This is a genomic window from Sinomonas atrocyanea, assembly GCF_030811715.1.
GTDB classification, from domain to species: domain Bacteria; phylum Actinomycetota; class Actinomycetes; order Actinomycetales; family Micrococcaceae; genus Sinomonas; species Sinomonas atrocyanea_A.
This window is the reverse complement of sequence record NZ_JAUSRH010000001.1, coordinates 310,664-333,368: the sequence shown is the minus strand read 5'-3', so window position 1 is coordinate 333,368 and position 22,705 is coordinate 310,664. Positions and strand designations below refer to the sequence as shown.

The 22,705-nt window shown below is 71.2% G+C and carries 17 protein-coding genes; 7 read left to right on the top strand and 10 right to left on the bottom strand.

Features of this window, described 5'->3' with window-relative positions; all coding sequences use genetic code 11:
* The first annotated feature begins 259 nt into the window (after positions 1 to 259).
* Together J2W21_RS01580 and J2W21_RS01575 are read left to right on the top strand one after the other, a co-directional pair.
* Positions 260 to 3,397: an alpha-amylase family glycosyl hydrolase gene (locus J2W21_RS01580; protein WP_307112750.1), complete on the top strand. Its 3,138-nt coding sequence runs from the start codon at positions 260 to 262 to the stop codon at positions 3,395 to 3,397.
* 184 nt (positions 3,398 to 3,581) lie between these two features.
* Positions 3,582 to 4,604, top strand: a complete 1,023-nt coding sequence (locus tag J2W21_RS01575; RefSeq protein ID WP_307112749.1) for a zinc-dependent alcohol dehydrogenase family protein — start codon at positions 3,582 to 3,584, stop codon at positions 4,602 to 4,604.
* Here J2W21_RS01575 and J2W21_RS01570 read toward each other — a convergent pair.
* Genes J2W21_RS01570 through purS form a run of 4 tightly spaced genes read right to left on the bottom strand, consistent with a single transcriptional unit; the run spans position 4,558 to position 10,453 of the window.
* A complete protein-coding gene (locus J2W21_RS01570; RefSeq protein WP_307112748.1) occupies positions 4,558 to 7,020 on the bottom strand; it encodes an HAD-IC family P-type ATPase in 2,463 nt (820 codons plus the stop codon). The genes J2W21_RS01575 and J2W21_RS01570 overlap by 47 nt on opposite strands.
* A 25-nt stretch (positions 7,021 to 7,045) precedes the next feature.
* Positions 7,046 to 9,376 (bottom strand): phosphoribosylformylglycinamidine synthase subunit PurL, encoded by a 2,331-nt coding sequence (purL, locus tag J2W21_RS01565; RefSeq protein ID WP_307112747.1) that lies wholly within the window; start codon positions 9,374 to 9,376, stop codon positions 7,046 to 7,048.
* A complete protein-coding gene (gene purQ, locus J2W21_RS01560) occupies positions 9,373 to 10,152 on the bottom strand; it encodes a phosphoribosylformylglycinamidine synthase subunit PurQ (protein ID WP_307112746.1) in 780 nt (259 codons plus the stop codon). Before purQ ends, purL begins: the two co-directional genes overlap by 4 nt.
* Positions 10,153 to 10,156: 4 nt before the next feature.
* Positions 10,157 to 10,453: a phosphoribosylformylglycinamidine synthase subunit PurS gene (gene purS, locus J2W21_RS01555; protein WP_307112745.1), complete on the bottom strand. Its 297-nt coding sequence runs from the start codon at positions 10,451 to 10,453 to the stop codon at positions 10,157 to 10,159.
* A 353-nt stretch (positions 10,454 to 10,806) separates the two neighbouring features.
* Between purS and J2W21_RS01550 the strand changes: the two genes are divergently transcribed.
* From J2W21_RS01550 to J2W21_RS01540, 3 genes are all read left to right on the top strand, one after another.
* Positions 10,807 to 12,282 (top strand): exo-alpha-sialidase, encoded by a 1,476-nt coding sequence (locus tag J2W21_RS01550; RefSeq protein ID WP_307112744.1) that lies wholly within the window; start codon positions 10,807 to 10,809, stop codon positions 12,280 to 12,282.
* 10 nt (positions 12,283 to 12,292) lie between these two features.
* On the top strand, positions 12,293 to 12,709 hold the full coding sequence (locus J2W21_RS01545; RefSeq protein WP_307112743.1) for a YchJ family protein: 417 nt from the start codon (positions 12,293 to 12,295) through the stop codon (positions 12,707 to 12,709).
* A 480-nt stretch (positions 12,710 to 13,189) separates the two neighbouring features.
* On the top strand, positions 13,190 to 16,330 hold the full coding sequence (locus J2W21_RS01540; protein ID WP_307112742.1) for a S8 family serine peptidase: 3,141 nt from the start codon (positions 13,190 to 13,192) through the stop codon (positions 16,328 to 16,330).
* A gap of 246 nt (positions 16,331 to 16,576) precedes the next feature.
* Here J2W21_RS01540 and J2W21_RS01535 read toward each other — a convergent pair whose 3' ends face one another.
* From J2W21_RS01535 to J2W21_RS01525, 3 genes are all read right to left on the bottom strand, one after another.
* The gene (locus J2W21_RS01535; protein ID WP_307112741.1) at positions 16,577 to 17,524 is read right to left on the bottom strand and encodes a 3-methyladenine DNA glycosylase; all 948 of its coding nucleotides are present in this window, start codon (positions 17,522 to 17,524) and stop codon (positions 16,577 to 16,579) included.
* 150 nt (positions 17,525 to 17,674) lie between these two features.
* Positions 17,675 to 18,010: a hypothetical protein gene (locus J2W21_RS01530; RefSeq protein ID WP_307112740.1), complete on the bottom strand. Its 336-nt coding sequence runs from the start codon at positions 18,008 to 18,010 to the stop codon at positions 17,675 to 17,677.
* A 423-nt stretch (positions 18,011 to 18,433) separates the two neighbouring features.
* Positions 18,434 to 18,889 carry a MarR family winged helix-turn-helix transcriptional regulator gene (locus tag J2W21_RS01525; RefSeq protein WP_307112739.1) on the bottom strand — a complete coding sequence of 152 codons (456 nt, stop codon included), beginning with the start codon at positions 18,887 to 18,889 and terminating at the stop codon, positions 18,434 to 18,436.
* A gap of 76 nt (positions 18,890 to 18,965) precedes the next feature.
* On the opposite strand from J2W21_RS01525, the gene J2W21_RS01520 reads away from it, so the two are divergent.
* Both J2W21_RS01520 and J2W21_RS01515 read left to right on the top strand, forming a co-directional pair.
* Positions 18,966 to 19,190, top strand: coding sequence for a hypothetical protein (locus tag J2W21_RS01520; RefSeq protein ID WP_307008143.1), 225 nt, complete (start codon positions 18,966 to 18,968; stop codon positions 19,188 to 19,190).
* 58 nt (positions 19,191 to 19,248) lie between these two features.
* The gene (locus J2W21_RS01515; RefSeq protein ID WP_307112738.1) at positions 19,249 to 19,479 is read left to right on the top strand and encodes a hypothetical protein; all 231 of its coding nucleotides are present in this window, start codon (positions 19,249 to 19,251) and stop codon (positions 19,477 to 19,479) included.
* A 122-nt stretch (positions 19,480 to 19,601) separates the two neighbouring features.
* Here the strand turns inward: J2W21_RS01515 and J2W21_RS01510 are convergent, their stop codons facing one another.
* The 3 genes from J2W21_RS01510 to recR form a co-directional block, all read right to left on the bottom strand.
* Complete coding sequence (locus J2W21_RS01510; protein WP_307112737.1) at positions 19,602 to 20,915, bottom strand: aspartate kinase; 1,314 nt, start codon at positions 20,913 to 20,915, stop codon at positions 19,602 to 19,604.
* Positions 20,916 to 20,999: 84 nt separating this feature from the next.
* Positions 21,000 to 22,025: an isopenicillin N synthase family dioxygenase gene (locus J2W21_RS01505; RefSeq protein ID WP_307112736.1), complete on the bottom strand. Its 1,026-nt coding sequence runs from the start codon at positions 22,023 to 22,025 to the stop codon at positions 21,000 to 21,002.
* Between the two features lie 77 nt (positions 22,026 to 22,102).
* Positions 22,103 to 22,702: a recombination mediator RecR gene (recR, locus tag J2W21_RS01500; protein ID WP_066494943.1), complete on the bottom strand. Its 600-nt coding sequence runs from the start codon at positions 22,700 to 22,702 to the stop codon at positions 22,103 to 22,105.
* Positions 22,703 to 22,705 lie beyond the last annotated feature (3 nt).

Sequence of the window (22,705 nt, the reverse complement as noted above, 5' to 3'; positions counted from 1 at the left end):
TCCCGGAGGGCGGATTCTAGGAACAGCCGGCGGCAGCACCGGCAGGTGCCACCGCCCGTCGTAACGAGCGCCGCCCGGATTTGCGGGCATCCGCCGGCCCACCGCAGACCCGCAGCGGTACTGGCGCCTGAATCGGCTCGTCATGCCCGCCGCAGGACGTCACCGAATACCGCTGTCGAGTGACTCGCGCGTGACCTCCTTGTCACGCCGTGTGACATAGACCATAGTTGGCCGGGTCACTGCTTCCCTGGAGGTCTCCATGCGGTACCGCCCTGTCTGCCCGCGCCCAGCCCGCATGCCGAGGGCGAGGGCGGCCAGCACCGCCGTCGTCCTCGCCGCCGCCCTCGCCCTCGGAGGTGCGACAGCCGCCACAGCCGCCCCGCCGCCGTCGCCCGACGCCGGCCCCGCGGCGACCCACTCGTTCCGCACCGCGGCGGGCACCGAGAACTACTACTTCGTGATGACGGACCGCTTCGCGAACGGGACCTCCGCCAACGACCAGGGCGGCCTGGGCTCCGCCCCGATGGTCTCCGGCTTCGACGCGGCCAACAAGGGCTTCTACCACGGCGGCGACCTCAAGGGACTCACCGGCAAGCTGGACTACATCCAGGGGCTGGGCACCACCGCCATCTGGCTCACCCCCAGCTTCAAGAACAAGGCCGTCCAGCCCGAGGACCACAGCGCCGGGTACCACGGGTACTGGATCACGGACTTCACCCAGATCGACCCGCACCTCGGCACCAATGCCGAGCTCGGGAACCTGATCAGCCAGGCGCACGCGCGCGGCATGAAGGTCTACTTCGACATCATCACCAACCACACCGCGGACGTCATCAAGTACCAGGAGGGCGGCCGGATGCCCTACCTGAGCAAGACCGCCGCCCCGTACAAGTACGCCTCGGGGAAGACGTTCGACGACGCCGCGGTCGCCGACCAGCCGGGATTCCCGGCCCTGGACCCGGCCACGTCGTTCCCGTACCGCCCGTACATCCCGGCCGGCGAGGAGAACGCCAAGGTGCCCGCCTGGCTCAACGACGTGAGCCTGTACCACAACCGCGGCGACTCGACGTTCGCGGGGGAGAGCGCCAACTACGGCGACTTCTCGGGCCTGGACGACCTCTTCACCGAGAACCCCAAGGTCCTCAACGGCTTCATCGACGTGTACAAGAAGTGGATCGGCGACTTCGGGATCGACGGCTTCCGGATCGACACGATGAAGCACGTCAACGACGCGTTCTGGCAGAAGTTCTCGCCCGCGATCCTCGATTACGCCCACTCGGTCGGGAAGAAGGACTTCTTCATGTTCGGCGAGGTCTACGACACCTCGCGCGACTTCACGTCGAAGTTCACCACGTCCGACGGCGTCCAGGCCGTCCTCGACTTCCCGTTCCAGCAGGCGGCACGCTCCTACGCCTCGGCGTCCTCGCCCGCCACCACCCTGCAGAAGCTCTTCCAGGGCGACGACTGGTACACGACCGCGACCTCGAACGTCTACCAGCTCCCCACGTTCCTCGGGAATCACGACATGGGCCGCATCGGGTCCTTCATCGACCAGGACAACCCGACGGCGTCCGACGCCGAGAAGGTGGCCCGCGACAGGCTCGCCAACGAGCTCATGTACTTCTCCCGCGGCAACCCGATCGTCTACTACGGCGACGAGCAGGGCTTCACCGGCACCGGCGGGGACCAGCTCGCGCGGCAGGACATGTTCGCCTCGAAGACCCCCGAATACCTCGCAGATCCGCTCTTGGGCACGACGGCGACGCACGCCTCGGACAACTACGTCACCACGCACCCGCTCTACACCTCGATCGCGGACCTCGCGAAGGTGGTCAAGGACAATCCGGCCCTGCGCACCGGCGCCCACCAGGACCGGTACGCCGAGACGACGGCCGGCGTGTACGCGTTCTCGCGCATCGATGCGAAGGCCCAGCGCGAATACGTCGTCGCCCTGAACAACACCGCCGCCGCCCGCACGGCGGCCGTGCCCACGTACATCGCCCAGCGCCCGTTCGCGAAGGTGTTCGGCGCCGGCGCAGGGGACCGGCTCAAGACTGCAGCGGACAAGACGCTGACGGTGACGGTCCCGGCATTCTCCGCGGTGGTCTACGAGTCCGCGGGCCGCATCCCCGACTCGGCGGCTGCCCCCGTGCCGACCCTCGGCACCCCGACCGCGGCCGGCGGGGACAACACCCGCGTCAACGTCACCGCGGACCTCCCACACGACTCGTTCTACGAGGTCACGTTCCAGGCCCGGGTCCCCGGTGCCGCGGGAGCCGCCGGCCAGTGGCACAGCATCGGCACCGATGACACCTACCCGTACCAGGTCTTCGACGCCACCAAGGGCATGACGCCGGGGACCCCGCTCGAATACCGGGCCGTCTCGCTCGACAACGCCGGGCACACGGCCACCTCGGCGACCGTCTCCGCCGTCGTGCCCACGCCGGTCGACCCGGACGCGCCCAAGGGCCCGGCCCCGCAGCCGCTCTCGGTGACCGTGGCCGGCGACTTCCAGCACCTGGCCGGCTGCCCCGGCGACTGGGACCCCGCATGCCAGGCCACCATGGCGCAGTATGACCCGATCGCATCCGAGTGGCGCCTCACCCTCGACCTCCCGACCGGCACCTACCAGTTCAAGGCGGCGCTCAACGGGTCCTGGAGCCAGAACTACGGCGACGGGGGAGCGGCGAACGGCGCGAACATCACACTCAAGCACCCGGGGGGCCGGCTCACCTTCACGTACCGGCAGGACACCCACGAGACCACCGTCGGCGAGCACGCCGCCCAGCCCTCCGCGGTAGCGGTGGCAGGGACGCTCAACACCGCCATGGGCTGCCCGGCCGACTGGCAGCCCGCCTGCCCGCAGGCGCAGCTTGCGTTCGATCCCGCGCAGGGGGTCTGGCGCGGGACCTACACGCTCCCGCAGGGCAGCTACTCGTACAAGGCGGCGCTCAACAAGTCCTGGGACGTCAACTATGGTGCGGGTGGGGCGCCGAACGGGCCGAATATCTCCCTCGACCATCCCGGCGGGACCGTCGTCTTCAGCTACAACGACTCGACCCACCTGGTCTCGGCGGGCCAGCCGGCCAGCCAGCCCTCCGCGGTGAACTTCCCGGGCACATACCAGCACCTCGCCGGCTGTGCGGCCGACTGGGACCCGGCGTGCACGGCCACGGCGGCCTCGTGGGACCAGCGCTCGCAGGGCTGGATCCTGAAGCTCGCCTCGCTGCCCGCCGGTTCGTACTCGTTCAAGGCCGCGCTCAACGGGTCGTGGGACGTGAACTACGGGACCAACGGGGCCCTCAACGGGCCGAACATCGGCTTCGACCATCCGGGCGGCCCGCTCGCCTTCCGCTACGACCCGACGACGCACCTCGTCACCATCGTCTCGGGCTGACCCTCTGGTTGAGGGGTCATGTCCCTGCGTTGAACGGTCAGGGATGTGACCCCTCAACGTAGGGATGTGACCCCTCAGCGCAGGGATATGACCCCTCAACCTAGTCGGTGGCGGGGCGGGGCCGGGGGCGGGGGAGGCCGGTCGCCCCTGTCCCCACGGACGGCGCCCGCGCGAGAATGGCGCCATGCGCGCATGGTGGGTGGACAGGCCGGGGCCGGCCGGCGGCAGCCCCGGGCCGCTGGTGTTCGGCGAGCGGCCGGACCCGGTGCCCGGTCCCGGGGAGATCCTCGTGCGCGTTTCGGCGTGCGGGGTCTGCCGCACGGACCTGCACCTCGCCGAAGGCGACCTGGCCCCCCGCCGCCACGGCGTGGTCCCCGGGCACGAGGCCGTGGGCCGCGTCGAGGCGCTCGGCCCCGCCGCCACCCGCTTCCAGCCCGGGGACCGCGTCGGCATCGCCTGGCTGCGCGGCACCTGTGGGACCTGCCGGTTCTGCCGCTCCGGACGGGAGAACCTCTGCGAAGCACCCCGGTTCACGGGGTGGGACGACGACGGCGGGTACGCGGAGCTCGCCGTCGTGCGCGAGGACTTCGCGTACCCGATCCCGGAGGCGTTCGGCGACCGCGAGGCAGCGCCGCTGCTGTGCTCGGGGATCATCGGCTACCGGGCGCTGCAGCGGGCGGCCCTCCCGGACGGCGGCCGCCTGGGGATCTACGGGTTCGGCGGCAGCGCCCACCTCACCGCCCAGCTCGCGATGCACCGCGGTGCCTCCGTCTACGTCATGACCCGCGCCCCGGAGGCACGGCAGCTCGCGCTGGACCTGGGCGCGGTGTGGGCCGGCGGCGCCGACGAGCCGCCGCCCGAGAAGCTCGACGCGGCGATCCTCTTCGCACCCGTCGGCACGCTCGTCCCGCCGGCCCTGGCTGCGCTGGACCGCGGCGGGACCCTGGCCGTCGCCGGGATCCACCTCAGCGACATCCCGCCCCTGAACTACCAGGAGCACCTCTTCCAGGAGCGGCAGCTGCGCAGCGTCACTGCCAACACCCGCCTCGACGGCGAGGAGTTCTTCCGCCTGGCCGCCGAGATCCCCGTCCGCACCACCACGGTGCCCTACGCGTTCGAGGACGCGGCCCGGGCGCTCGCGGACCTCGCCGGAGACAGGATCACCGGGGCCGCCGTCCTCGAGGTCGGGCCCGCAGGCGGCGCCTGAGCAGGCGGTGGGCTGCCTCGATGGCAGCGCACGCGCCAGCGGCGAAGGCGAAGGCGGCGACCGTGAGCTGGGTGCCCGGGTCCTCGAGCTGGTGGTACTGGAGGGAAGCCGGCACGGTGAGCACCGCGACGGTGCCCGCGTACATCGACCCCACCAGGAGCAGCCGCCAGCCGGTGAGCGGGCGCGCCGCGATCACCAGGACCCACAGCCCGGACACCGTGAGCGTGAAGAACGCGGCGGCCTCGATCTGCTCCTGGGACGCCTCGGTGGCCCACCGCCCGTAGGCGTACACGCCGAGGATCGCCGCCGCCATCGCGAGGCCGGAGGGCAGCGCCGCGATGACCGCCCGCCGCAGGAAGCCCGGCACATAGCGGCGCGCATTGGGCGCCAGGGCCAGCACGGAGGCCGGGAAGCCGAGCATGAGGAAGTCCGAGGTCGAGAGCTGCCGCGGCAGGAACGGGAACGCCCAGGCCAGCGCGCCGAAGCTGATTCCCAGCACGAACGCGTAGACCGTCTTCGTGAGGAACAGCTGCGAGACGCGCTCGATGTTCGCGATGACCCGCCGCCCCTCCGCGACCACGGCCGGCAGCCGCGAGAACCGGCCGTCGAGGAGCACGAGCCGGGCGACCGCCTTGGTCGCCGGGGCGGCGGTGCCCATCGCGATCCCGAGGTCCGCGGCCTTGAGCGCGAGCGCGTCGTTCACCCCGTCCCCGGTCATCGCCACGACGTGGCCGCGCGCCTGCAGGGCATGCACCATCGCCTCCTTCTGCTCCGGCCCGACCCGGCCGAACACGCTGTGCCGCTCGAGCGCGTCCGCGAGCCCGGCCGGATCCTCGGGCAGGGTCCGCCCGTCCACCGGCTCCGCGGCGTCCATCCCCGCTGCCCGCGCCGCGGCCGCGACGGTGCGCGGGCTGTCCCCGGAGACGACCTTGAGGCCCACTCCCTGGTCACGGAAATAGGCGAGCGTGTCGGCCGCATCGGGCCGCAGGCGCTCGCGGAGGGCAAGCACGACGGCGGGGCGCACCTGCGCGGGCAGGGCGCCGTCCGCGGGGAGCCGGTCGGCTCGGCACAGGACCACGGTGCGCAGCCCCCGCTCCGCGGCGTCGCCAGCGGCCCGCCGCGCGGGGCCTGCCGAGGGGTCCTGTCCGAGCAGGGCCTCGGGGGCGCCCAGCAGCCACGCGCCGTTGGCCTCGCCTCCGTCGAACTGGACAGCGCTCCAGCGGCGGGCCGACGAGAACGGGATAACCCGCGAGGGCGCGCGGTCCGGCGGGGCGGAGAACCGCTCGGCGAGGGCCGCCGCGGTGGGATTGGCGTCCGGGTCAGCGCCGATCCACGCGAGGGCGCGGTCCCAGCCGGGCACGGGGCCGGCGGGGCCGTGCACCGGGATCGCGTCCTCGACGTGGATCCCGCCCTCGGTGAGGGTCCCGGTCTTGTCGAAGCACAGCACGTCCACGCGGGCGAGCACCTCGACGGCGGCGAGTTCCTCGACGAGCACCTGGCCGCGGGCGAGGCGCAGGGCCGCGACGGCAAAGGAGACCGTGGTCAACAGGGCGAGGCCCTGCGGGACCATGATCGTCACCGAGGCGACCGCGGCCACGAGGGCATCGCGCCAGGCCCCGGAGGCGAAGGCCGCCCCCCATCCTCCGGCCGCCTGCAGCTGGCCGTTGAGCACCACCGCGATCATCGGCACGATGGCCACGCTGATCCACCGGACCACGCGCGCGAGGGCCTGCCGGAGCTCGGAGGCGACCTGGGTGAAGCGCCGAGCCTCGGCAGTGAGCCGTTCGGCGCGCGAGCCGGCCCCGAGGGCCGTCACCCGGATGCTGCCGCGGCCCGCGACCACGGACGAGCCCGAGGAGACCGAGGCGCCGGCGGCCTTGGACACGGGCGCCGACTCGCCGGTGAGCATCGACTCGTCCACGTCGAGCTCCTCGGCGCCCAGCACCGTGCCGTCCACGGGGATCTGGTCGCCGCGGGCCAGGAGCACGACGTCATCCATCACCACCTGATCGGGGGCCACCTCCACGGGCGCGCCGTCGCGGATCACCCGGACGGGGCTGCGCACGAGCACCGCGAGGCGGTCCAGGCGCCGCTTGGCCTGCAGCTCCTGGGCGAAGCCGATGGCGATGTTCGCCGCCGCGGCAGCGAGGAACATGAGGTCCAGCCAGCGGCCGAGCACCACGAGCGTGGCCCCGCACAGCCCGAGGATGAGGTTGAAGACGGTGAAGAGGTGGCTGCGGGCGATCTGCCACACCGGGCGGGAGGTGCGCCGGTCGAGGATGTTGACGAGCCCGGCCGCCTGCCGTGCGGCGACCGCGGCGGCGTCGAGCCCCGCGAGCGGACCCGCCGGGGACGGCAGCGGCCCCGCCGGGGACGTCGCCGCGTCGGAACGCGGCCTGTCCTCTGGCGGGGCCACCGTGGTCTGCCTCGTCGGGGCGGGGTCAGCCGAAGTACTTCGGAAGGGTCCCCTCGTGGGCCTCGCGGAGCTCGTTGATGGGCAGGTCGAACAGGCCCTGCACCTCGAGGCTCGTCGCGAGCACGTCCACGATGCCCAGCCGCACCACCGGGTAGTTCCGGGCGGCGGCCATGTCGTTGAACCGGACCTCCTCGGAGCGGGGGACCGCGACGATGGCGCGGCCCTGCGACTCGGAGAAGAGCGCCGTGAACGCGTCCACGCCGTCCCGCTCGCACAGGTCGCCGAGCGCCACCCGGGCGCCCACGCCGAAGCGCAGCACCATCTCGGACAGGGCGGCGGCGAGGCCGCCCTCGGAGAGGTCGTGCGCCGAGTCGATCATGCCGTCGCGCGAGGCGTTGATGAGGATCGCGCCGAGCGTCTTCTCGGCCTCGAGGTCGAGCGCGGGCGGCAGGCCGCCGAGATGGCCGCGGAGGTTGGCGAACTCGGAGCCGTCGAGCTCGTCGCGCGTGGTGCCGAGCAGGTAGATCGCCTGCCCGTCCGCGTCCTTCTGCCAGCCCGAGGGCGTGCGCCGTGCCACGTCGTCGAACCTTCCGAGGACGCCGACCACCGGGGTGGGGTGGATCGGAGTGGTCCCCGTCTGGTTGTACAGCGAGACGTTGCCGCCGGTGACCGGGATGCCGAGCACCTGGCACGCATCGGCCAGGCCACGGACGGCCTCGGCGAACTGCCACATGACCTCGGGGTCCTCGGGGGAGCCGAAGTTGAGGCAGTCGGTGACGGCCATCGGCACGGCCCCCGAGGTGGCGACGTTGCGGTAGGACTCGGCGAGGGCGAGCTGGGCGCCCGTGTAGGGATCGAGGTACGCGTAGCGGCCGTTGGCATCCGTGGAGAGGCCCACGCCCATGCCGGTCTCCTCGTCGACCCGGATCACGCCGGCGTCGTCGGGGGAGGCGAGGGCCGTGTTGCCGCCCACGTAGTGGTCGTACTGGCTGGTCACCCAGGACTTGTCGCACATGTTCGGGCTGGCCATGAGCTCGAGCACGGCGGCCTTGAGCTCGTCACCGGCCGCGGGCAGGCCCTTGCCGGCCTCGGAGGCGCGGAAGGTGTCCGCCTGGACGCCGTCGAGCCACTCGGGGCGGTTGAACGGGCGGTGGTAGACGGGCCCCTCGTGGGCCACGGTGCGGGGATCGACGTCCACGATCGTCTCGCCGTCCCACGTGATGACGAGGCGGCCGGTGTCAGTGACCTCGCCGAGCCACGAGTACTCGACGTCCCACTTGTCCATGACCCTCTCGAACGCGGCGACGTTCTCGGGCGTGACGACCGCCATCATGCGCTCCTGCGACTCGGACATGAGGATCTCGCCCGGGGTCAGGGTGGGGTCGCGCAGGAGCACGTCAGTCAGCTCGACCTGCATGCCGCCGTCGCCGTTGGAGGCGAGCTCGCTCGTGGCGCAGGAGATGCCCGCGGCGCCGAGGTCCTGGATGCCCTCGACGAGGGAGTGCTTGAACAGCTCGAGGCAGCACTCGATGAGCACCTTCTCGGCGAACGGATCGCCGACCTGGACGGCGGGGCGCTTGGAAGGCTTGGAGTCGTCGAAGGACTCCGAGGCCAGCACCGAGGCGCCGCCGATCCCGTCGCCGCCCGTGCGGGCGCCGAAGAGGACTACCTTGTTGCCGACGCCGGAGGCGTTCGCGAGGCGCAGGTCCTCGTGGCGGAGGACGCCGACGGCGAGCGCGTTCACGAGCGGGTTGGCCTGGTAGACCGAGTCGAAGACGACCTCGCCGCCGATGTTCGGCAGGCCCAGCGAGTTGCCGTAGCCGCCGATTCCGGAGACGATCCCGTGCACGAGGCGGGCAGTGTCGGGGTGGTCGATCGCGCCGAAGCGCAGCGGGTCCATGACCGCGACGGGGCGCGCGCCCATCGAGATGATGTCGCGCACGATCCCGCCGATCCCGGTCGCGGCGCCCTGGTAGGGCTCGACGAAGGAGGGGTGGTTGTGGGACTCCACCTTGAACGTGACGGCCCAGCCGTCGCCGAGGTCGGTCACACCGGCGTTCTCGCCGATGCCCACCATCATGTCCTTCTTCATCTCGTCGGTGAGCTTCTCGCCGAACTGGCGCAGGTGCACCTTGGAGGACTTGTAGGAGCAGTGCTCGCTCCACATGACGGAGTACATGGCGAGCTCGGCGGCGGTGGGGCGGCGGCCGAGGAGCTTGACGATCTCCTCGAACTCGTTCTCCTTCAGCCCGAGCTCGGCCCAGGGCAGCTCGGTCTCCGGCGTCTGCGCCGCGTGCTCGACCGTGTCGATGTTGAACTTGCGGGCGGTCACGGCGTTGGTGTTCCCTCCGGTCACTTGGTGCCCCCTGCGACGAGCGTGGTCAGGACGGACGTGAAGAACCCGAGCCCGTCGGTCGAGTAGTCGCCGGAGTCGGCGCTGAGGGGCCCGAAGCCGGGCTCGACGGCGTGCTCGGGGTGCGGCATGAGGCCCACCACGTTGCCGGCGGCGTTGGTGATGCCCGCGATGTTGCGGCGCGAGCCGTTCGGGTTCCAGCCGACGTACCGGAACGCGACGCGGCCCTCGCCCTCGAGCTCGTCGAGCGTCTTCTCGTCTGCGACGTACTGGCCGTCCTGGTTCTTCAGGACGATCGTGATCTCCTGGCCGACCTCGTACTGGTTGGTCCACGCGGTGGAGGCGTTCTCGACGCGCAGCACCTGGTCGCGGCAGATGAACTTGAGGTGGTCGTTCTTGATCATCGAGCCCGGCAGGAGGTGGCTCTCGGTGAGGACCTGGAAGCCGTTGCAGATGCCCAGCACGGGCAGCTTGGCGTCCGAGTTCGCGGCGTCGACGATGCGGCCCATGAGCGGGGCGAACCGGGCGATGGCGCCGGCGCGGAGGTAGTCGCCGTAGGAGAAGCCGCCGGGGAGCACCACGGCGTCCACGTCGCCGAGAGCGCTGGGCGCGTCGTCCGCGTGCCAGAGCGGGACGGGGGTCGCGCCCGCGAGGCGGACGGCGCGCGCGGCGTCGCGGTCGTCGAGGGTGCCCGGGAAGGTCACGACGCCGATCTTGGCGCCGGAGAGCGGGGCCGGCTCCGGCCCGCGGAGGTCTGCGATGAGGGGGGTCTCGCTCATGTGTTCAGTCCACCTCGGCAGCGTCGGCGTCCGCGCGCACCTCGGCGCTGTCCTCGGGCAGGACCTCGACGTTGACGACGTCCTCGATGACGGGGTTGGAGAGCATCGTGGCGGCCGCGTTGCGGGCCTGCTCGAGGATCTCCTCGGTCACGGGGCCGTCCACGGTCAGTTCGAAGCGCTTGCCCTGGCGCACGCCGCTGAAGGCGGTGAAGCCCAGACGCGGCAGCGCCCCGACGATGGCCTTCCCCTGCGGGTCGAGGATCTCGGGCTTGGGCATGACGTCGACAACGATCCGCGGCATCGGGACAGGCTCCTGTGGATAGGGGAGGGGGCACCCCAATTCTACCGGAGGGCCTCCGCGGGGCTGCGATCGGCCGCCGTCATGAACCGGCAGCCCCTCGACGGTGATGCAGACCACAGGTAGTTTGTAGGATGTCCAACGTCGAATCTTCAAAGGAGAGTTCATGGACACGATGGGACAGAACGCACGACGCCGGCCCCGCGCCGCGATCGCCGGGCTCGGCGCCGCGGTGCTCGCCGCCGGAAGCCTGGCCGCGTTCGGGGCCCCCCGCCCAGGCCACGCCGGGCACGGGCAACGACGGCGCCCCGGGGCACTTCAGCAGCCAGGTCCTCGCGTCCAACGGGGACAACGCCATGGACCCGGTGCTGGGGAAGTACTACAGGATCGTGGGGCTCGCGAGCCTCGGCGACGGCGTGGTCCTGGCCTCCTACGACGGCAGGCCCACGGGCGGCGACTCGCCGGCGCCGAACTCGATCATCCAGCGGCGCAGCACGGATGGCGGCAGGACGTGGGGCGCGCCGACGTACATCGCGCGCGGCCAGGTCGCGGCCCCCGGCGTGGCCGCCTACGGCTTCTCCGACCCGAGCTATGTCGTGGACCGCGAGACCGGGACGGTCTTCAACTTCCACGTCTATTCGAAGGGCGCAGGCTTCGGGTCGAGCCGCCTCGGCAACGACGACGCCGACCGCTCGGTGATCAGCTCCGAGGTCTCCGTGTCCACCGACGGCGGCCAGACCTGGTCCACCGACCCGGCCAACCAGCCCGCGCTCCCCACGCCCACGGCCTACCCGGCGGGCTCCGCCTACTCGGGCTTCGCCGGGCCCCTCATCACGGGCGTGGTCAAGCCGGTGGGCGCCACGGTCAACGGCGTCGCCAACGTCGGCGGCGTCGTCGGCCAGTTCGCCTCCTCCGGCGAGGGCATCCAGCTGAAGTATGGTCCGCACAGGGGCCGCCTGATCCAGCAGTTCGCCGGCACGATCATCCAGCCGGACGGTTCGCGGCAGGTCCAGGCCTACAGCGTCTACTCCGACGACCACGGCAGGAGCTGGCAGATGGGCCGGCCCGTGGGCACCGCGATGGACGAGAACAAGGTCGTGGAGCTCTCCAACGGCGACGTCATGCTCAACTCGCGCGACAGCGCCGGCGGCGGCGGACGCAAGATCGCGATCTCGCACGACGGCGGGGCGACCTATGGGCCGGTCACCTACGACCATACCCTCACCGACCCGCGGAACAACGCGGGCATCGCCCGCATGGTCCCGGACGCGCCGGAGGGGTCCGCGGACGCGAAGAAGCTGCTCTTCTCCAATGCGGACAACCCCCCGTTCGCGCGGGTGAACGGCACCATCCGCTACTCGTGTGACGATGGCGCCACGTGGAGCACCTCGCGCGCCTTCGCCCCCGGCCTGCCCACGAGCTACTCGACCGTGACCGCACTCGGGGACGGCAGGTTCGGGGTCCTGTACGAGGGCGCCGGGAACGCCATCACGTTCGACACCTTCGACGCGCAGTGGCTCGGTCCCCTCTGCGGGTCCCTCGCGTCCGACGGCGCGCGGGTCGCCCCGGACGGCTCCGCGGACGTCGCGCTGACGGTGACGAACCGGGACGACCACGCGTTCTCGCGTGGCACCGTCTCCCTCACCCTGCCCCAGGGCTGGAGCACGACCTCGGCGGACGTCCCCGCGCTGCCCGCCGGGCAGAGCGCCACCGTGACGGTCCGGGTCACGGCCCCCGCCGGCGCCCGCGCGGGCACCGTCGCAGCCCGGGCCCAGTTCACGGCCGCCCAGGGGCACCTCGATGCGTCCGTCCCGGTGGCCGTGGCCCCGTAGTCTGGGGACCATGGCCTTCGACGCTGACTCCCGCTGCCCCTGCGGCAGCGGCGACACCTACGGCTCCTGCTGCGGCCGGTTCCACCTCGGCCTTGCCCCCGGCACGGCAGCCCCGACGGCGGAGGCGCTCATGCGCTCGCGCTACAGCGCGTTCGCCGTCGGCGGCCCGGAGATGGCCGCCTACCTGCTCGCCACGTGGCACCCGTCCACCCGCCCGGCCACGCTGGAACTCGACGCGGCGACGCAGTGGCGACGCCTCGACGTCGTCCGCGTCAGCGCCGGCGGCCCCTTCGACTCGGAGGGGACGGTCGACTTCGCCGCGCACTGGCGCGACGGCGCGGCGCGCGGGGTCCAGCGCGAGCACTCCCGATTCATCCGCGAGGGCGGCCGGTGGTTCTACCTCGACGGCGACGCCGAGGCGGACTGACGGCGCGGAATCGCACAAGAGCGGGATCGCACAGAGAGAGGGGCGCGCCGTCACTGGCGCGCCCCTCGTTGGCATCTGGTTTTCTGTTGAGTGATTGACGTGAAATCCGGCCTCTTCGGATCCGGACCGCTCGGGGCTCGAGGCCTTCAGCCCAGCTGCGGTGTTCCGGCGTCTGCATCCCTCGCTGCCTGTGCCTCCCATGTCGTCGTCGTACTGATGAGGACTGAAGAAGTACCCAGAAATATACTCCGGCGCTAGGGCAAAAGCGCCCGATAAATAGCTCACATCTTGCTTTCGTTATAACCCATCCGGGAGTTGCCCCGGAGACTGCGAGCATTCTCCCCACAAGCCTGTGACAGCACTGTGAACCGCCCGTGACGAAGCTGGAGAATTACTGGTGTGAAGCAGTCGATTCGGGTAGCTTGGGTGTCATTCCGCCCGTGGCGGAAGTCACATCGCCCCAGTGAAAGGTCTCATCGCGTGAAGAGACAACCCCTTCGCGGCGCAAGGCCGCGGCGTCAGCGCCTGGCCGCGCTCGCCGTCGGCCTTCCGCTCGCCTTCAGTGTCGCGGCCGCACCCGCGCACGCCGCGCCGGACATCACGCCGGCCGCGCCGTCGGCGGCGCCGTCCGCCGATACCGGCAAGGTCTACGAGGACGGCCGCTACATCGTGGTGCTCGCCGAGCAGGCCGTCGCAGCCTACGACGGCGGAACCCCCGGGTACGCGCCCACCAAGCCGGGCAAGGGCCGCAAGGTCGACGCCGGCGCCCCGAACGTCAAGGCGTACGACGCCCACCTGCGCAAGGCGCAGCGCGACGTCGCCGGCAAGCACGCAGTGCAGGTCGGGCAGCAGTTCACGACGGCGCTCAACGGCTTCACCGCCACCCTCACCGGGGCGCAGGCCGCCTCCCTCGCCAAGGACTCCAAGGTCCTGACCGTCGCCAAGGACGTGCAGTCCGCGCCCGACTACACCTCCAACGACTTCATGAAGCTCACCGGCCCGCAGGGCTCCTGGGCCACGCAGTTCGGGGGAAAGGCCAACGCAGGCAAGGCCACGGTCGTCGGCGTCATCGACACCGGCTACACCCCGAGCAACCCGTTCCTCACGGGCGACCCCGTCAAGCCCCTCGCTCCCGGCGCCGCGCCGCAGGTCGGGGTCCCGTACCTCGACACCGACGGCACGATCGCCATGCTCAAGGGCGACGGCCAGACGTTCAAGGGCGAATGCCAGCCCGGGCAGGGGACCGGTGCGGCGTTCGACGGGTCCGCGTGCAACTCGAAGGTCCTCTCGGCGCGGTACTTCGCCGATCCATTCCTGGCCAGCGTGACCCCGGAGCACCGCGCCCCCGAGGAGCTCATCTCCCCGGTGGACGTCGGCTCCCACGGCACGCACACGGCGTCGACCGCCGCGGGCAACGCAGATGTCCACATGAGCATCTCCGGGACCGACTTCGGCGTCAGCTCCGGGGTCGCTCCGGCCGCCAAGGTGGCCGTCTACAAGGTCTGCTGGGAGGATGACGACCCCAACACGGGCGGCTGCTACTCCTCCTCCTCGGTCGCGGCCATCGATGCGGCGATCAAGGACGGCGTTGACGTCCTGAATTACTCGATCTCAGGCAACACGGACTCGACCACCGACCCCGTGGCACTCGCGTTCCTCAACGCCGCCTCCGCCGGGATCTTCGTCGCGAACTCGGCCGGCAACTCCGGGCCGACCCCCTCGACCGTCAACCACGCCGCGCCGTGGGTGACCTCCGTCGCCGCCAGCACCTTCCCGGGCGACCTCGTCGGCACCGTCGTGGTGTCCGACGGCTCCAAGTACCGAGGAGCGACCGTGATGAGCGGCGAGGTCAAGGACAAGCAGCCCGTCCTGGCCGAGAAGGCCGCGGTGGCCGGCGCGCAGGACGCCAACCTCTGCATGGCGGGCACCCTCGACCCGGCCAAGGCCTCCGGCAAGGTCGTCGTGTGCGACCGCGGCGTCAACGCCCGCGTGGACAAGAGCGCCGAGGTCAAGCGGGCCGGCGGGGTGGGCATGATCCTGGTCAACCTGACCCCGAGCTCGGAGGACTCCGACCTCCACTCGGTTCCCACCATCCACGTCAACGCTCCCGACGGCCCTGCGCTCAAGGCCAAGATCGCCGCGAACCCGGCGCTGACCGTGAGCCTCGTCAAGGGAGACCTCACCGGCAAGCCGGCCAGCCCGGCGCCGCAGATCGCCGGGTTCTCCTCGCGCGGGCCCTCGCTCGCCTCCGGCGGCGACCTCCTCAAGCCGGATGTCTCCGCCCCGGGCGTGAACGTCCTCGCGGGCGTCTCCCCGATCGCGAACAACGGCGAGCAGTTCGGCTTCATGTCGGGAACGTCGATGGCCTCCCCGCACATCGCGGGCGTGGGCGCCCTCGTGCTCAGCAAGAACCCGACGTGGACTCCGGCCATGGTCAAGTCCGCGATGATGACCACGGCGTATCCGCTCGTCAACGCGGACGGCACCCCGAACACCAACCCGTTCGACGGCGGCGCCGGCCACGTGGACACCACCAAGGTCACCGATCCGGGCCTCGTCTACAACGCGGGCACCAAGGACTGGCTCGCGTTCCTCAACGGCCAGGGCTACCCGACCGGTGCCCCGCAGGCCGGATCGATCGCGGCGAAGGACGTCAACCTGCCCTCCTTCGCGCTCGGCTCGCTCGTGGGCGAGGTCCAGGTCAAGCGGCAGATCACCGCCCTTGTTCCGGGGATGTACCGACCCAAGGTGAACCTGCCCGGCATCGACTTCCACGTCGAGCCGCAGGCGCTCAACTTCGCCAAGGCGGGCCAGACCCGTGAGGTCACCATCACGATCAAGAATGTCTCCGCGCCCAATGGCACGTTCACCACGGGCTCGCTCTCGTGGGTCGGCCCGCGCACGGTGACCTCGCCGATCGCGGTCCGGCCGGTCGAGGCCAAGGTCGACCCGGCCTACAGCTTCTCCTCGGCCACGGGTACCGGTTCCGGCACGTTCACCGTGACCTCGGGCTCCAACAGCCCGATCCCGGTGGGCCTCGAGGGCCTCGCACCCGTCGCGCAGAAGGCCGTCAACAAGGTGCCCGGGCCCGTCGCCGCGGCCAACGATGCGTCCAACGGGCTCGTCTCGGTCGCGGTCCCCGCGGGCCAGAAGACCGCGCGGTTCGTGCTCAAGGCCGCAGACAGCAGGACCGACTGGGATATGTACGTCCTCGCCCCCAACGGCTCCGGCGGCCTCAAGCAGCTCACCGCGGCCACCGGGTCCGCGAGCGAGTCGCTCGAGATCCCCAACCCGGTCGCGGGCACGTACTACATCATCGCCAACCTCTTCGCGTCGCCCGGGAACGGTGCGTCGGATGCGGTGATCCAGGCGGCCGCGTGGGCCGGCGACGCCGGCAACGCGACCGTGACGCCGAACCCGATCGTGGCCGCGAACGGCACCCAGGCCACGGAGACCCTCTCCTGGAACGGGCTCGCGGCCGGCGCCTACATGGGACGGCTCTCGTTCGGCGCGAGCGGCATCACAAGCTGGGTCGATCTCACGGTCGGCTCCGGCGCGGCGGCCTCGGCTCCGGCCGGCGCCCCGAAGATGGCCACCGCGGACCGGGTCCCGGGCCAGTGATCCGCTGACCCGGGGCTCGGCCAGCTCGGGCCCCGGCCCACCTCACCGCACCCAGGACTGCCCCGCAGCAGCCGTCGCGAGACGGACGCTGCGGGGCAGTGCGCGTTGAGGAGCCACCTCCGCCGCGTTGAGGGGTCACCTCCGCCGTGTTGAGGGGTCACCTCCGCCGTGTTGAGGAGCCACGTCCGCCGTGTGAGGAGCCAGCTCCAACGCGGCCGCCGTGCGACCGTGCAATCCCGGGCCGCCTCAGGCGAGGACGGCTTCCAGGGGTGCGAGCGCAGCGGTGAGCCGCTCCCGCAGCGCCGACGCCTCTGAGGCGAACCCGCGCTGGGCCTCGACATACGCGGCCTTCCCGGCCGGCGTCTCGATGGGGATGGGCTCGAAGCCCCAGTCCGAGAGGTCGTAGGGGGAGGCCTGCATGTCCATGGTCCGCACGCGCCAGGCGAGCTCGAAGCAGTCCATCAGCAGCTCGCCCGGGACGGCGGGGCCGAGCTTGTACGCCCACTTGTAGAGGTCCATATTGGCGTGGAGGCACCCGGGCTGCTCGAGGTCCCGCTGCGCGGCGCGGGTGGGCTGGAGCTCATTGAGCGGCACTGCGTCCGGGGAGTAGAAGCGGAACGCGTCGAAGTGCGTGCAGCGGATGCGGTGCTCCTCGACGACCCGATCTGTCCCCTCCGCCCCGAGCCGCAGCGGGAGGTACTCGTGCCGGATCCCGAACTTCTCGCTCCGGTACGCCATGGCCCACTCGTGCAGTCCGAAGCATCCGAACTGTGCGGGCCTCGCCGCGGTCCCGCGCAGGATGACCCCGCAGAACCGGATCGTCTCCTCCCGCTCGGCGGCGTAGGCGGACAGGTCGAGCACCACGGCCGTGTCCTCTTCCGCAAGGCCTGCCGCCGCGCGCTCGTCATGGGTGAGGGCACGGTAGTGCTTCCAGCCCAGGCGTTCCCGCGCGGCGTCGCCCACCAGTGCGATCCCGGCGCCCGGGTGCCAGCGGCCGAGCTGTCCGGGTTTGTGGGTGTAGTACGTGAAGAGGAAGTCCTCGATGGGGTGCTTCTCGCGCGCATTGCGCCGGGCGACGAACGGCTCGGCGAACCGTGCTGCCCGAGTGGAGTGGGCCCGGGCGCGCGGGAGCCACTCGTCCTGCGCCAGGGCGGCGCGCACGGACGCGACGGGGCGAGGAGCTGGGGAGGGCATCGGTCAATTATCCCCCGAGCGACCGCGGCCCGCACCTCGGGCTGACGGTGTCCGTTCCTGACCGGTTTGGCCGGGCCGAGCGGCTTCCGGGCGGCGTGTCCCGCTCCGGCTCGCCGGGCGTCCTTCCACCGTGGGCAGGAAGGGACGGGGCTAGACCGCGCCGCCGGGCGCTCCGAGCAGCGGAGTCGCGATCCTCCAGGCCGAGATGCCGCAGCCATCGGTACGGCTGAAGCGCCGGTCCACTGGCGTCCCCTTCACCGTTCCCGTCACCGTGGCCACCTCGGGGCCGCCATATTGCTGGGTACACAGCTGGTCCTTGGGCGGCGGCGAGAGGACCTCGGGGCGGGCAGCGATGAGGGCGCAGGCCGCGGCCCCGGTGGGATGGGTGCTTCCCGGGAGCACCTCGGCGCCGGAGCAGCGAAGCGTCCACCGCTGTTCGGGCTCTCCGGGGGAGCGCACGACGACGACCTGCAGTTCCGCCGTCATCGCACCCGGGGTGCGGCCGGCGGCGCTGGATGGCGCTGAGCCCGACGGGCCAGCCGAGGGCGCCGACGTCGCCGACGGCTCCGAAGGGCTGGCTCCCGACGGGCGCTGTGGCCCCGTGGAGCAGGCGGCGAGGAGCAAGGTTGTGGCAGCGAGCCCGAGCATTGCCGGGACCACGAGATGACCGATGAACCGCATGGCTTCCCTCCGACCGCGTTGCCTCCACTGTCCCACGGCTCGGCGCTTCGGTGGCTCCTCAACGGTGCGGAGGTGGCTCCTCAACGGTGCGGAGGTGGCTCCTCAACGGTGCGGAGGTGACCCCTCACCGGTGCGGAGGTGACCCCTCACCGGTGCGGAGGTGGCTCCTCAACGGTGCGGAGGTGACCCCTCACCTGGAGGGCGGGGGCGTGGGGTTGGGACGGGGGGTCAGGCAGGGGCGTCGGCCTCGCGGCTGGCCTGGGCGGCGGCGATGAGGCGCATCATCGACCCATGGAGCTCGGCTGCCTCCTCGCGGCTGATGCCGAGCCGGGCCATCATCGTGGTCGGCACGGCGAGGGCCTGAGCGCGCAGGGCGCGGCCCTTGGGCGTCAGGGCGACGTCGAGAGCGCGCTCGTTGCCGTGCTGCCGTGCCCGCGTGAGCAGGCCCGCGTCCTCGAGTCGCCTGAGCAGCGGGGTGACGGTGGCGGGCTCGAGGAGGAGGGCCTCGCTGATCTCCTTTGCCGTGCGCGGCGAGCGCTCCCAGAGGGCCAGCATCACAAGGTACTGGGGGTGGGTCAGGCCGAGCTTCTCGAGCACGGGCCGGTAGGAGGCCACCACGCTCCGGCTTGCCACACTGAGCGCGAAGCAGAGCTGCCGCTCGAGGAGGAGGTCGTCGTCGTTCATACCAGCCCTTCGATTGATTAGCCCACTAATGATGAGTGTACTATCTGAATGTTCCGTGTGAGGAAGGAAGGACGCCATGTCGGAGGAGAACTTCGCCCAGAGGTTCATGCGGGCCACGGGGAAGCTGCGCTTCTTCTTCGGTCCCGCGAACCGCAGCTCGGCCACCCACGAGATGACCGAGGCGAACAAGAGCCTCCTGCTGCAGCGCGAGGCCGAGGCGCAGCAGTTCGAGACCGTCACGCGCCCCGACGGCAGCACCTACGTGGTCCCGAAGGACCCGGGGGACCAGTCGCTGCGCTGACCCTTCCCTCGGTGACCCCCGGGCGTACAATGCCCGTACCGGAAGGGGGTGATACGAGATGCCCCACTCGCACAAGGTGCTCCACGCGTTCACGCACCTCACAGATCGCGCCGCCGCGGTCTGGGGGCCCGCATCGCACAGCGACATCGGTGCGCCGGTGGTCCACAAGCACGACGACTTCGAGCAGGCCTCCGAGTCGGAGCTGCGCACGTTCGACGTCGAGACCGACTCCGAGGGACACCACTACGCAGTCCGCAAGGACGAGAAGCCCCCGATGACCCACCACTGAGTCCCGCCTACGGCATAGGGCGAGGACGACGACGGCCGGCACCTTCCGCGCGGAAGGTGCCGGCCGTCGTCGTGCTCAGGTTTCGGCTGGGCCCGACCACCGTGGCGGCGCCGCCGCGGCGCTCAGCGGCCGGTGCCGCCGTAGACCGTGGCCTCGGACTCGGCGTCGAGGTTGAAGGCCGAGTGGATCGCGCGGACGGCGGCGTCGAGGAGGTCGGCGCGGGTGACGACAGAGATGCGGATCTCCGAGGTCGAGATCATGTTGATGTTGATCCCAGCGTCCGAGAGTGCCTGGAAGAACGTCGCGGACACACCCGGGTTGGAGCGCATGCCGGCGCCGATGAGGGAGAGCTTGCCGATCTCGGCGTTGTACTCGATGTCCTCGAAGCCGATCTCGCCCTGGGCGGCCTTGAGGGCCTCGAGGGCGTCCGCGCCCTCGACGATGGGCAGCGTGAACGAGATGTCCGTCTTGCCGCGCCCGAACGTGGAGATGTTCTGCACGATCATGTCGACGTTGGCGTGCGCCTTGGCGATGACCTGGAAGATCGCGGCGGCCTTGCCGGGGATGTCCGGGACGCCCACCACGGTGACCTTGGCCTCGGAGCGGTCGTGCGCGACGCCGGAGATGATGGGCTGTTCCAAGGCGACTCCCTCGCTGATGGTGATCTTGTCGTCGGGGCTGGGCAGTACCCAGGTGCCCTCATGCTGGCTGAACGAGGACCTCACATGTAGGGGTACCCCGAAGCGGCGCGCGTACTCAACGCAGCGCAGGTGCAGGATCTTGGCGCCGGAGGCCGCGAGCTCGAGCATCTCCTCGCTCGAGATGCGGTCGATCTTCTTCGCGGCCGGGACCACGCGCGGATCGGCGGTATAGACGCCGTCCACGTCCGTGTAGATCTCGCAGACGTCGGCGTCGAGGGCGGCGGCGAGCGCCACGGCGGTGGTGTCCGAGCCGCCGCGGCCCAGGGTCGTGATGTCGTGGCTCTCGCGGCTCATGCCCTGGAAGCCCGCCACGATCGCGATGTTGCCCTTGTCCAGTGCCGTGCGGACGCGGTGCGGGTCCACGTCGATGATGCGGGCCTTGCCGTGGATGCCGTCCGTGATCATCCCTGCCTGGGAGCCGGTGAACGACTGCGCCCGCGCGCCGAGCTGGGTGATGGCCATCGCCAGGAGCGCCATCGAGATGCGCTCGCCGGCGGAGAGGAGCATGTCCATCTCGCGCGCGGGGGCGCTGTTCGTGATCTCCCCGGCGAGGTCGAGGAGCTCGTCCGTCGTGTCGCCCATGGCCGAGACCACGACGACGACTTCGTTGCCGGCCCGCTGCGTGTCCACCACGCGCTGGGCCACCCGCTTGATGCCGGCCGCGTCCGCGACGGAGGAGCCGCCGAACTTCTGGACGATCAGCTGCCGGGCGGTCACTTCGTGGGGCAACGACATGCAGGCACACTCACAGGGGGCTAGACACTTCAGGGTTCCCAGCCAGTTTACGCTTCGGTCCCAGACCCGGGTGAATTGTGACCGCTAGCCCACGAGCTCGGGATAGTGGATCCGCGCCGTCTGCGGATGGGCGCGCAGCCACCCCTTGAGGACGTTCTCGCCGTAGGAGGAGAGCATCGGATTGTCGGGGTCCTCGGAAACCCCGCGGGCCTGGACGGCAAGGTCCGCGGGCAGCTCCACCCTGTCGATGACGGCGTCCAGGCGGGGGGACCAGAAGAACGGCACGGAGTAGCGGTCCACGCCCGCGGGCGGGGCGGTGACGCGGTGGATCGTGGCCATGAGGTAGCCGTCGGTGGCGACCTCGAGCATCTCGCCGAGGTTCACGACGAGCGCGCCCGGAGTCGGCGGGACGTCGATCCACTCCTCCTGCCCGTACGGCTGGACCTCGAGGCCGCCGACCTGGTCCTGCAGCAGCAGGGTGACGAAGCCGTAGTCGGCGTGGAGGCCCACGCCCTGCTGGCCCGCCTCGGGGACCACGCCGGTGCCGACGTAGTGCACGAGCTTGCCCATCCATGCCGGCGTCCCGGCGAAGGGCTCGGCGAAGTGGTCCTCGGGCAGCCCGAGCGAGACGGAGATGGCGGAGAGGAGCTCGGCGCCGACCGCGGACATGAGCTCGGCCCAGTCCATCGCGGCCTTCTCGAGCGCGGGGAATGCTGCGGGCCACTGGTTCGGCCCCTGGAGGCGCAGGTAGGGCTGGTCTGCGGGGACGTGCTCGAGCGGTGCGCGCTCGGGGCCGTAGTCGATCTGCTCACGGGCGTCCGCCCGGCCGCGCGTCACCTCGGTGCCCAGGCGCGTGTACCCGCGGAACTGGGCGGAGTTGCGGTTGTCGAGGGCGAGGCGCTCCTCGAGGGGCAGGCGGAAGAACTCGGCGACCGTGTCGAGGAGCTCCTGGTCCTGCCCCGGCCGGCCCCCGTATCCGACGATCTGGAAGAAGCCGACGCTGTGGGTCGCGTCGCGCAGCGCGTCGAGGAACTCGGGGGTGAATCCGCCGTCGGCGCCCCTCGCGGTCGAGAGGTCGAGGACCGGGATGGACGTGCGTGCAGTGCTCATGGATCCAGCATGCGCCCGCCCGCGGCCGGCGCTTAACAATCTGTCATGAAGCGCAGGTGCGCTACTATGCCCTTCCGTCAGCCGATAGCGCTGCGCCGGCCCTCGAAGGCCCGGCCCAGCGTGACCTCGTCGGCGTACTCGAGGTCGCCGCCCACGGGGAGCCCGGACGCGAGGCGGGTGACCTTGACCCCGATGGACTTGAGCATGCGCGCCAAGTACGTCGAGGTGGCCTCGCCCTCGAGGTTCGGGTTCGTGGCCAGGATGATCTCGGTGACCTGCTCGTCGTTGAGCCGCGTGAGCAGCTCGCGGATGCGCAGCTGGTCCGGGCCGATCCCTGCGATCGGATTGATGGCGCCGCCCAGCACGTGGTACCTGCCGCGGTAGGCCCGCGTCCGCTCGACCGCGAGCACATCCTTCGACTCCTCCACCACGCAGATCACGCTCGGGTCCCGGCGGGGGTCGCGGCAGATCGCGCACGTGTCCTGCTCCGAGACGTTGCCGCAGATCTGGCAGAACTTCACGCGCTCCTTGACGCCCACGATCGCCGCGGCGAGGCGCTTCATGTCCTCTGCGTCGGCCTCGAGGATGTGGAAGGCGAGCCGCTGGGCCGACTTGGGGCCGATACCGGGGAGCCTGCCGAGCTCGTCGATCAGGTCTTGGACTGCGCCTTCATACACCCC

What these genes read in the sequence shown, in the direction of transcription:
- J2W21_RS01535 (WP_307112741.1), bottom strand. Translation starts at nt 17,524, where the DNA reads ATGCCCTCCCCAGCTCCTCGCCCCGTCGCGTCCGTGCGCGCCGCCCTG.
- J2W21_RS01580 (WP_307112750.1), top strand. Translation starts at nt 260, where the DNA reads ATGCGGTACCGCCCTGTCTGCCCGCGCCCAGCCCGCATGCCGAGGGCG.
- J2W21_RS01530 (WP_307112740.1), bottom strand. Translation starts at nt 18,010, where the DNA reads ATGACGGCGGAACTGCAGGTCGTCGTCGTGCGCTCCCCCGGAGAGCCC.
- J2W21_RS01520 (WP_307008143.1), top strand. Translation starts at nt 18,966, where the DNA reads ATGTCGGAGGAGAACTTCGCCCAGAGGTTCATGCGGGCCACGGGGAAG.
- J2W21_RS01505 (WP_307112736.1), bottom strand. Translation starts at nt 22,025, where the DNA reads ATGAGCACTGCACGCACGTCCATCCCGGTCCTCGACCTCTCGACCGCG.
- J2W21_RS01515 (WP_307112738.1), top strand. Translation starts at nt 19,249, where the DNA reads ATGCCCCACTCGCACAAGGTGCTCCACGCGTTCACGCACCTCACAGAT.
- J2W21_RS01545 (WP_307112743.1), top strand. Translation starts at nt 12,293, where the DNA reads ATGGCCTTCGACGCTGACTCCCGCTGCCCCTGCGGCAGCGGCGACACC.
- J2W21_RS01510 (WP_307112737.1), bottom strand. Translation starts at nt 20,915, where the DNA reads ATGTCGTTGCCCCACGAAGTGACCGCCCGGCAGCTGATCGTCCAGAAG.
- J2W21_RS01575 (WP_307112749.1), top strand. Translation starts at nt 3,582, where the DNA reads ATGCGCGCATGGTGGGTGGACAGGCCGGGGCCGGCCGGCGGCAGCCCC.
- J2W21_RS01550 (WP_307112744.1), top strand. Translation starts at nt 10,807, where the DNA reads ATGGACCCGGTGCTGGGGAAGTACTACAGGATCGTGGGGCTCGCGAGC.
- purS (WP_307112745.1), bottom strand. Translation starts at nt 10,453, where the DNA reads ATGCCGCGGATCGTTGTCGACGTCATGCCCAAGCCCGAGATCCTCGAC.
- purQ (WP_307112746.1), bottom strand. Translation starts at nt 10,152, where the DNA reads ATGAGCGAGACCCCCCTCATCGCAGACCTCCGCGGGCCGGAGCCGGCC.
- J2W21_RS01525 (WP_307112739.1), bottom strand. Translation starts at nt 18,889, where the DNA reads ATGAACGACGACGACCTCCTCCTCGAGCGGCAGCTCTGCTTCGCGCTC.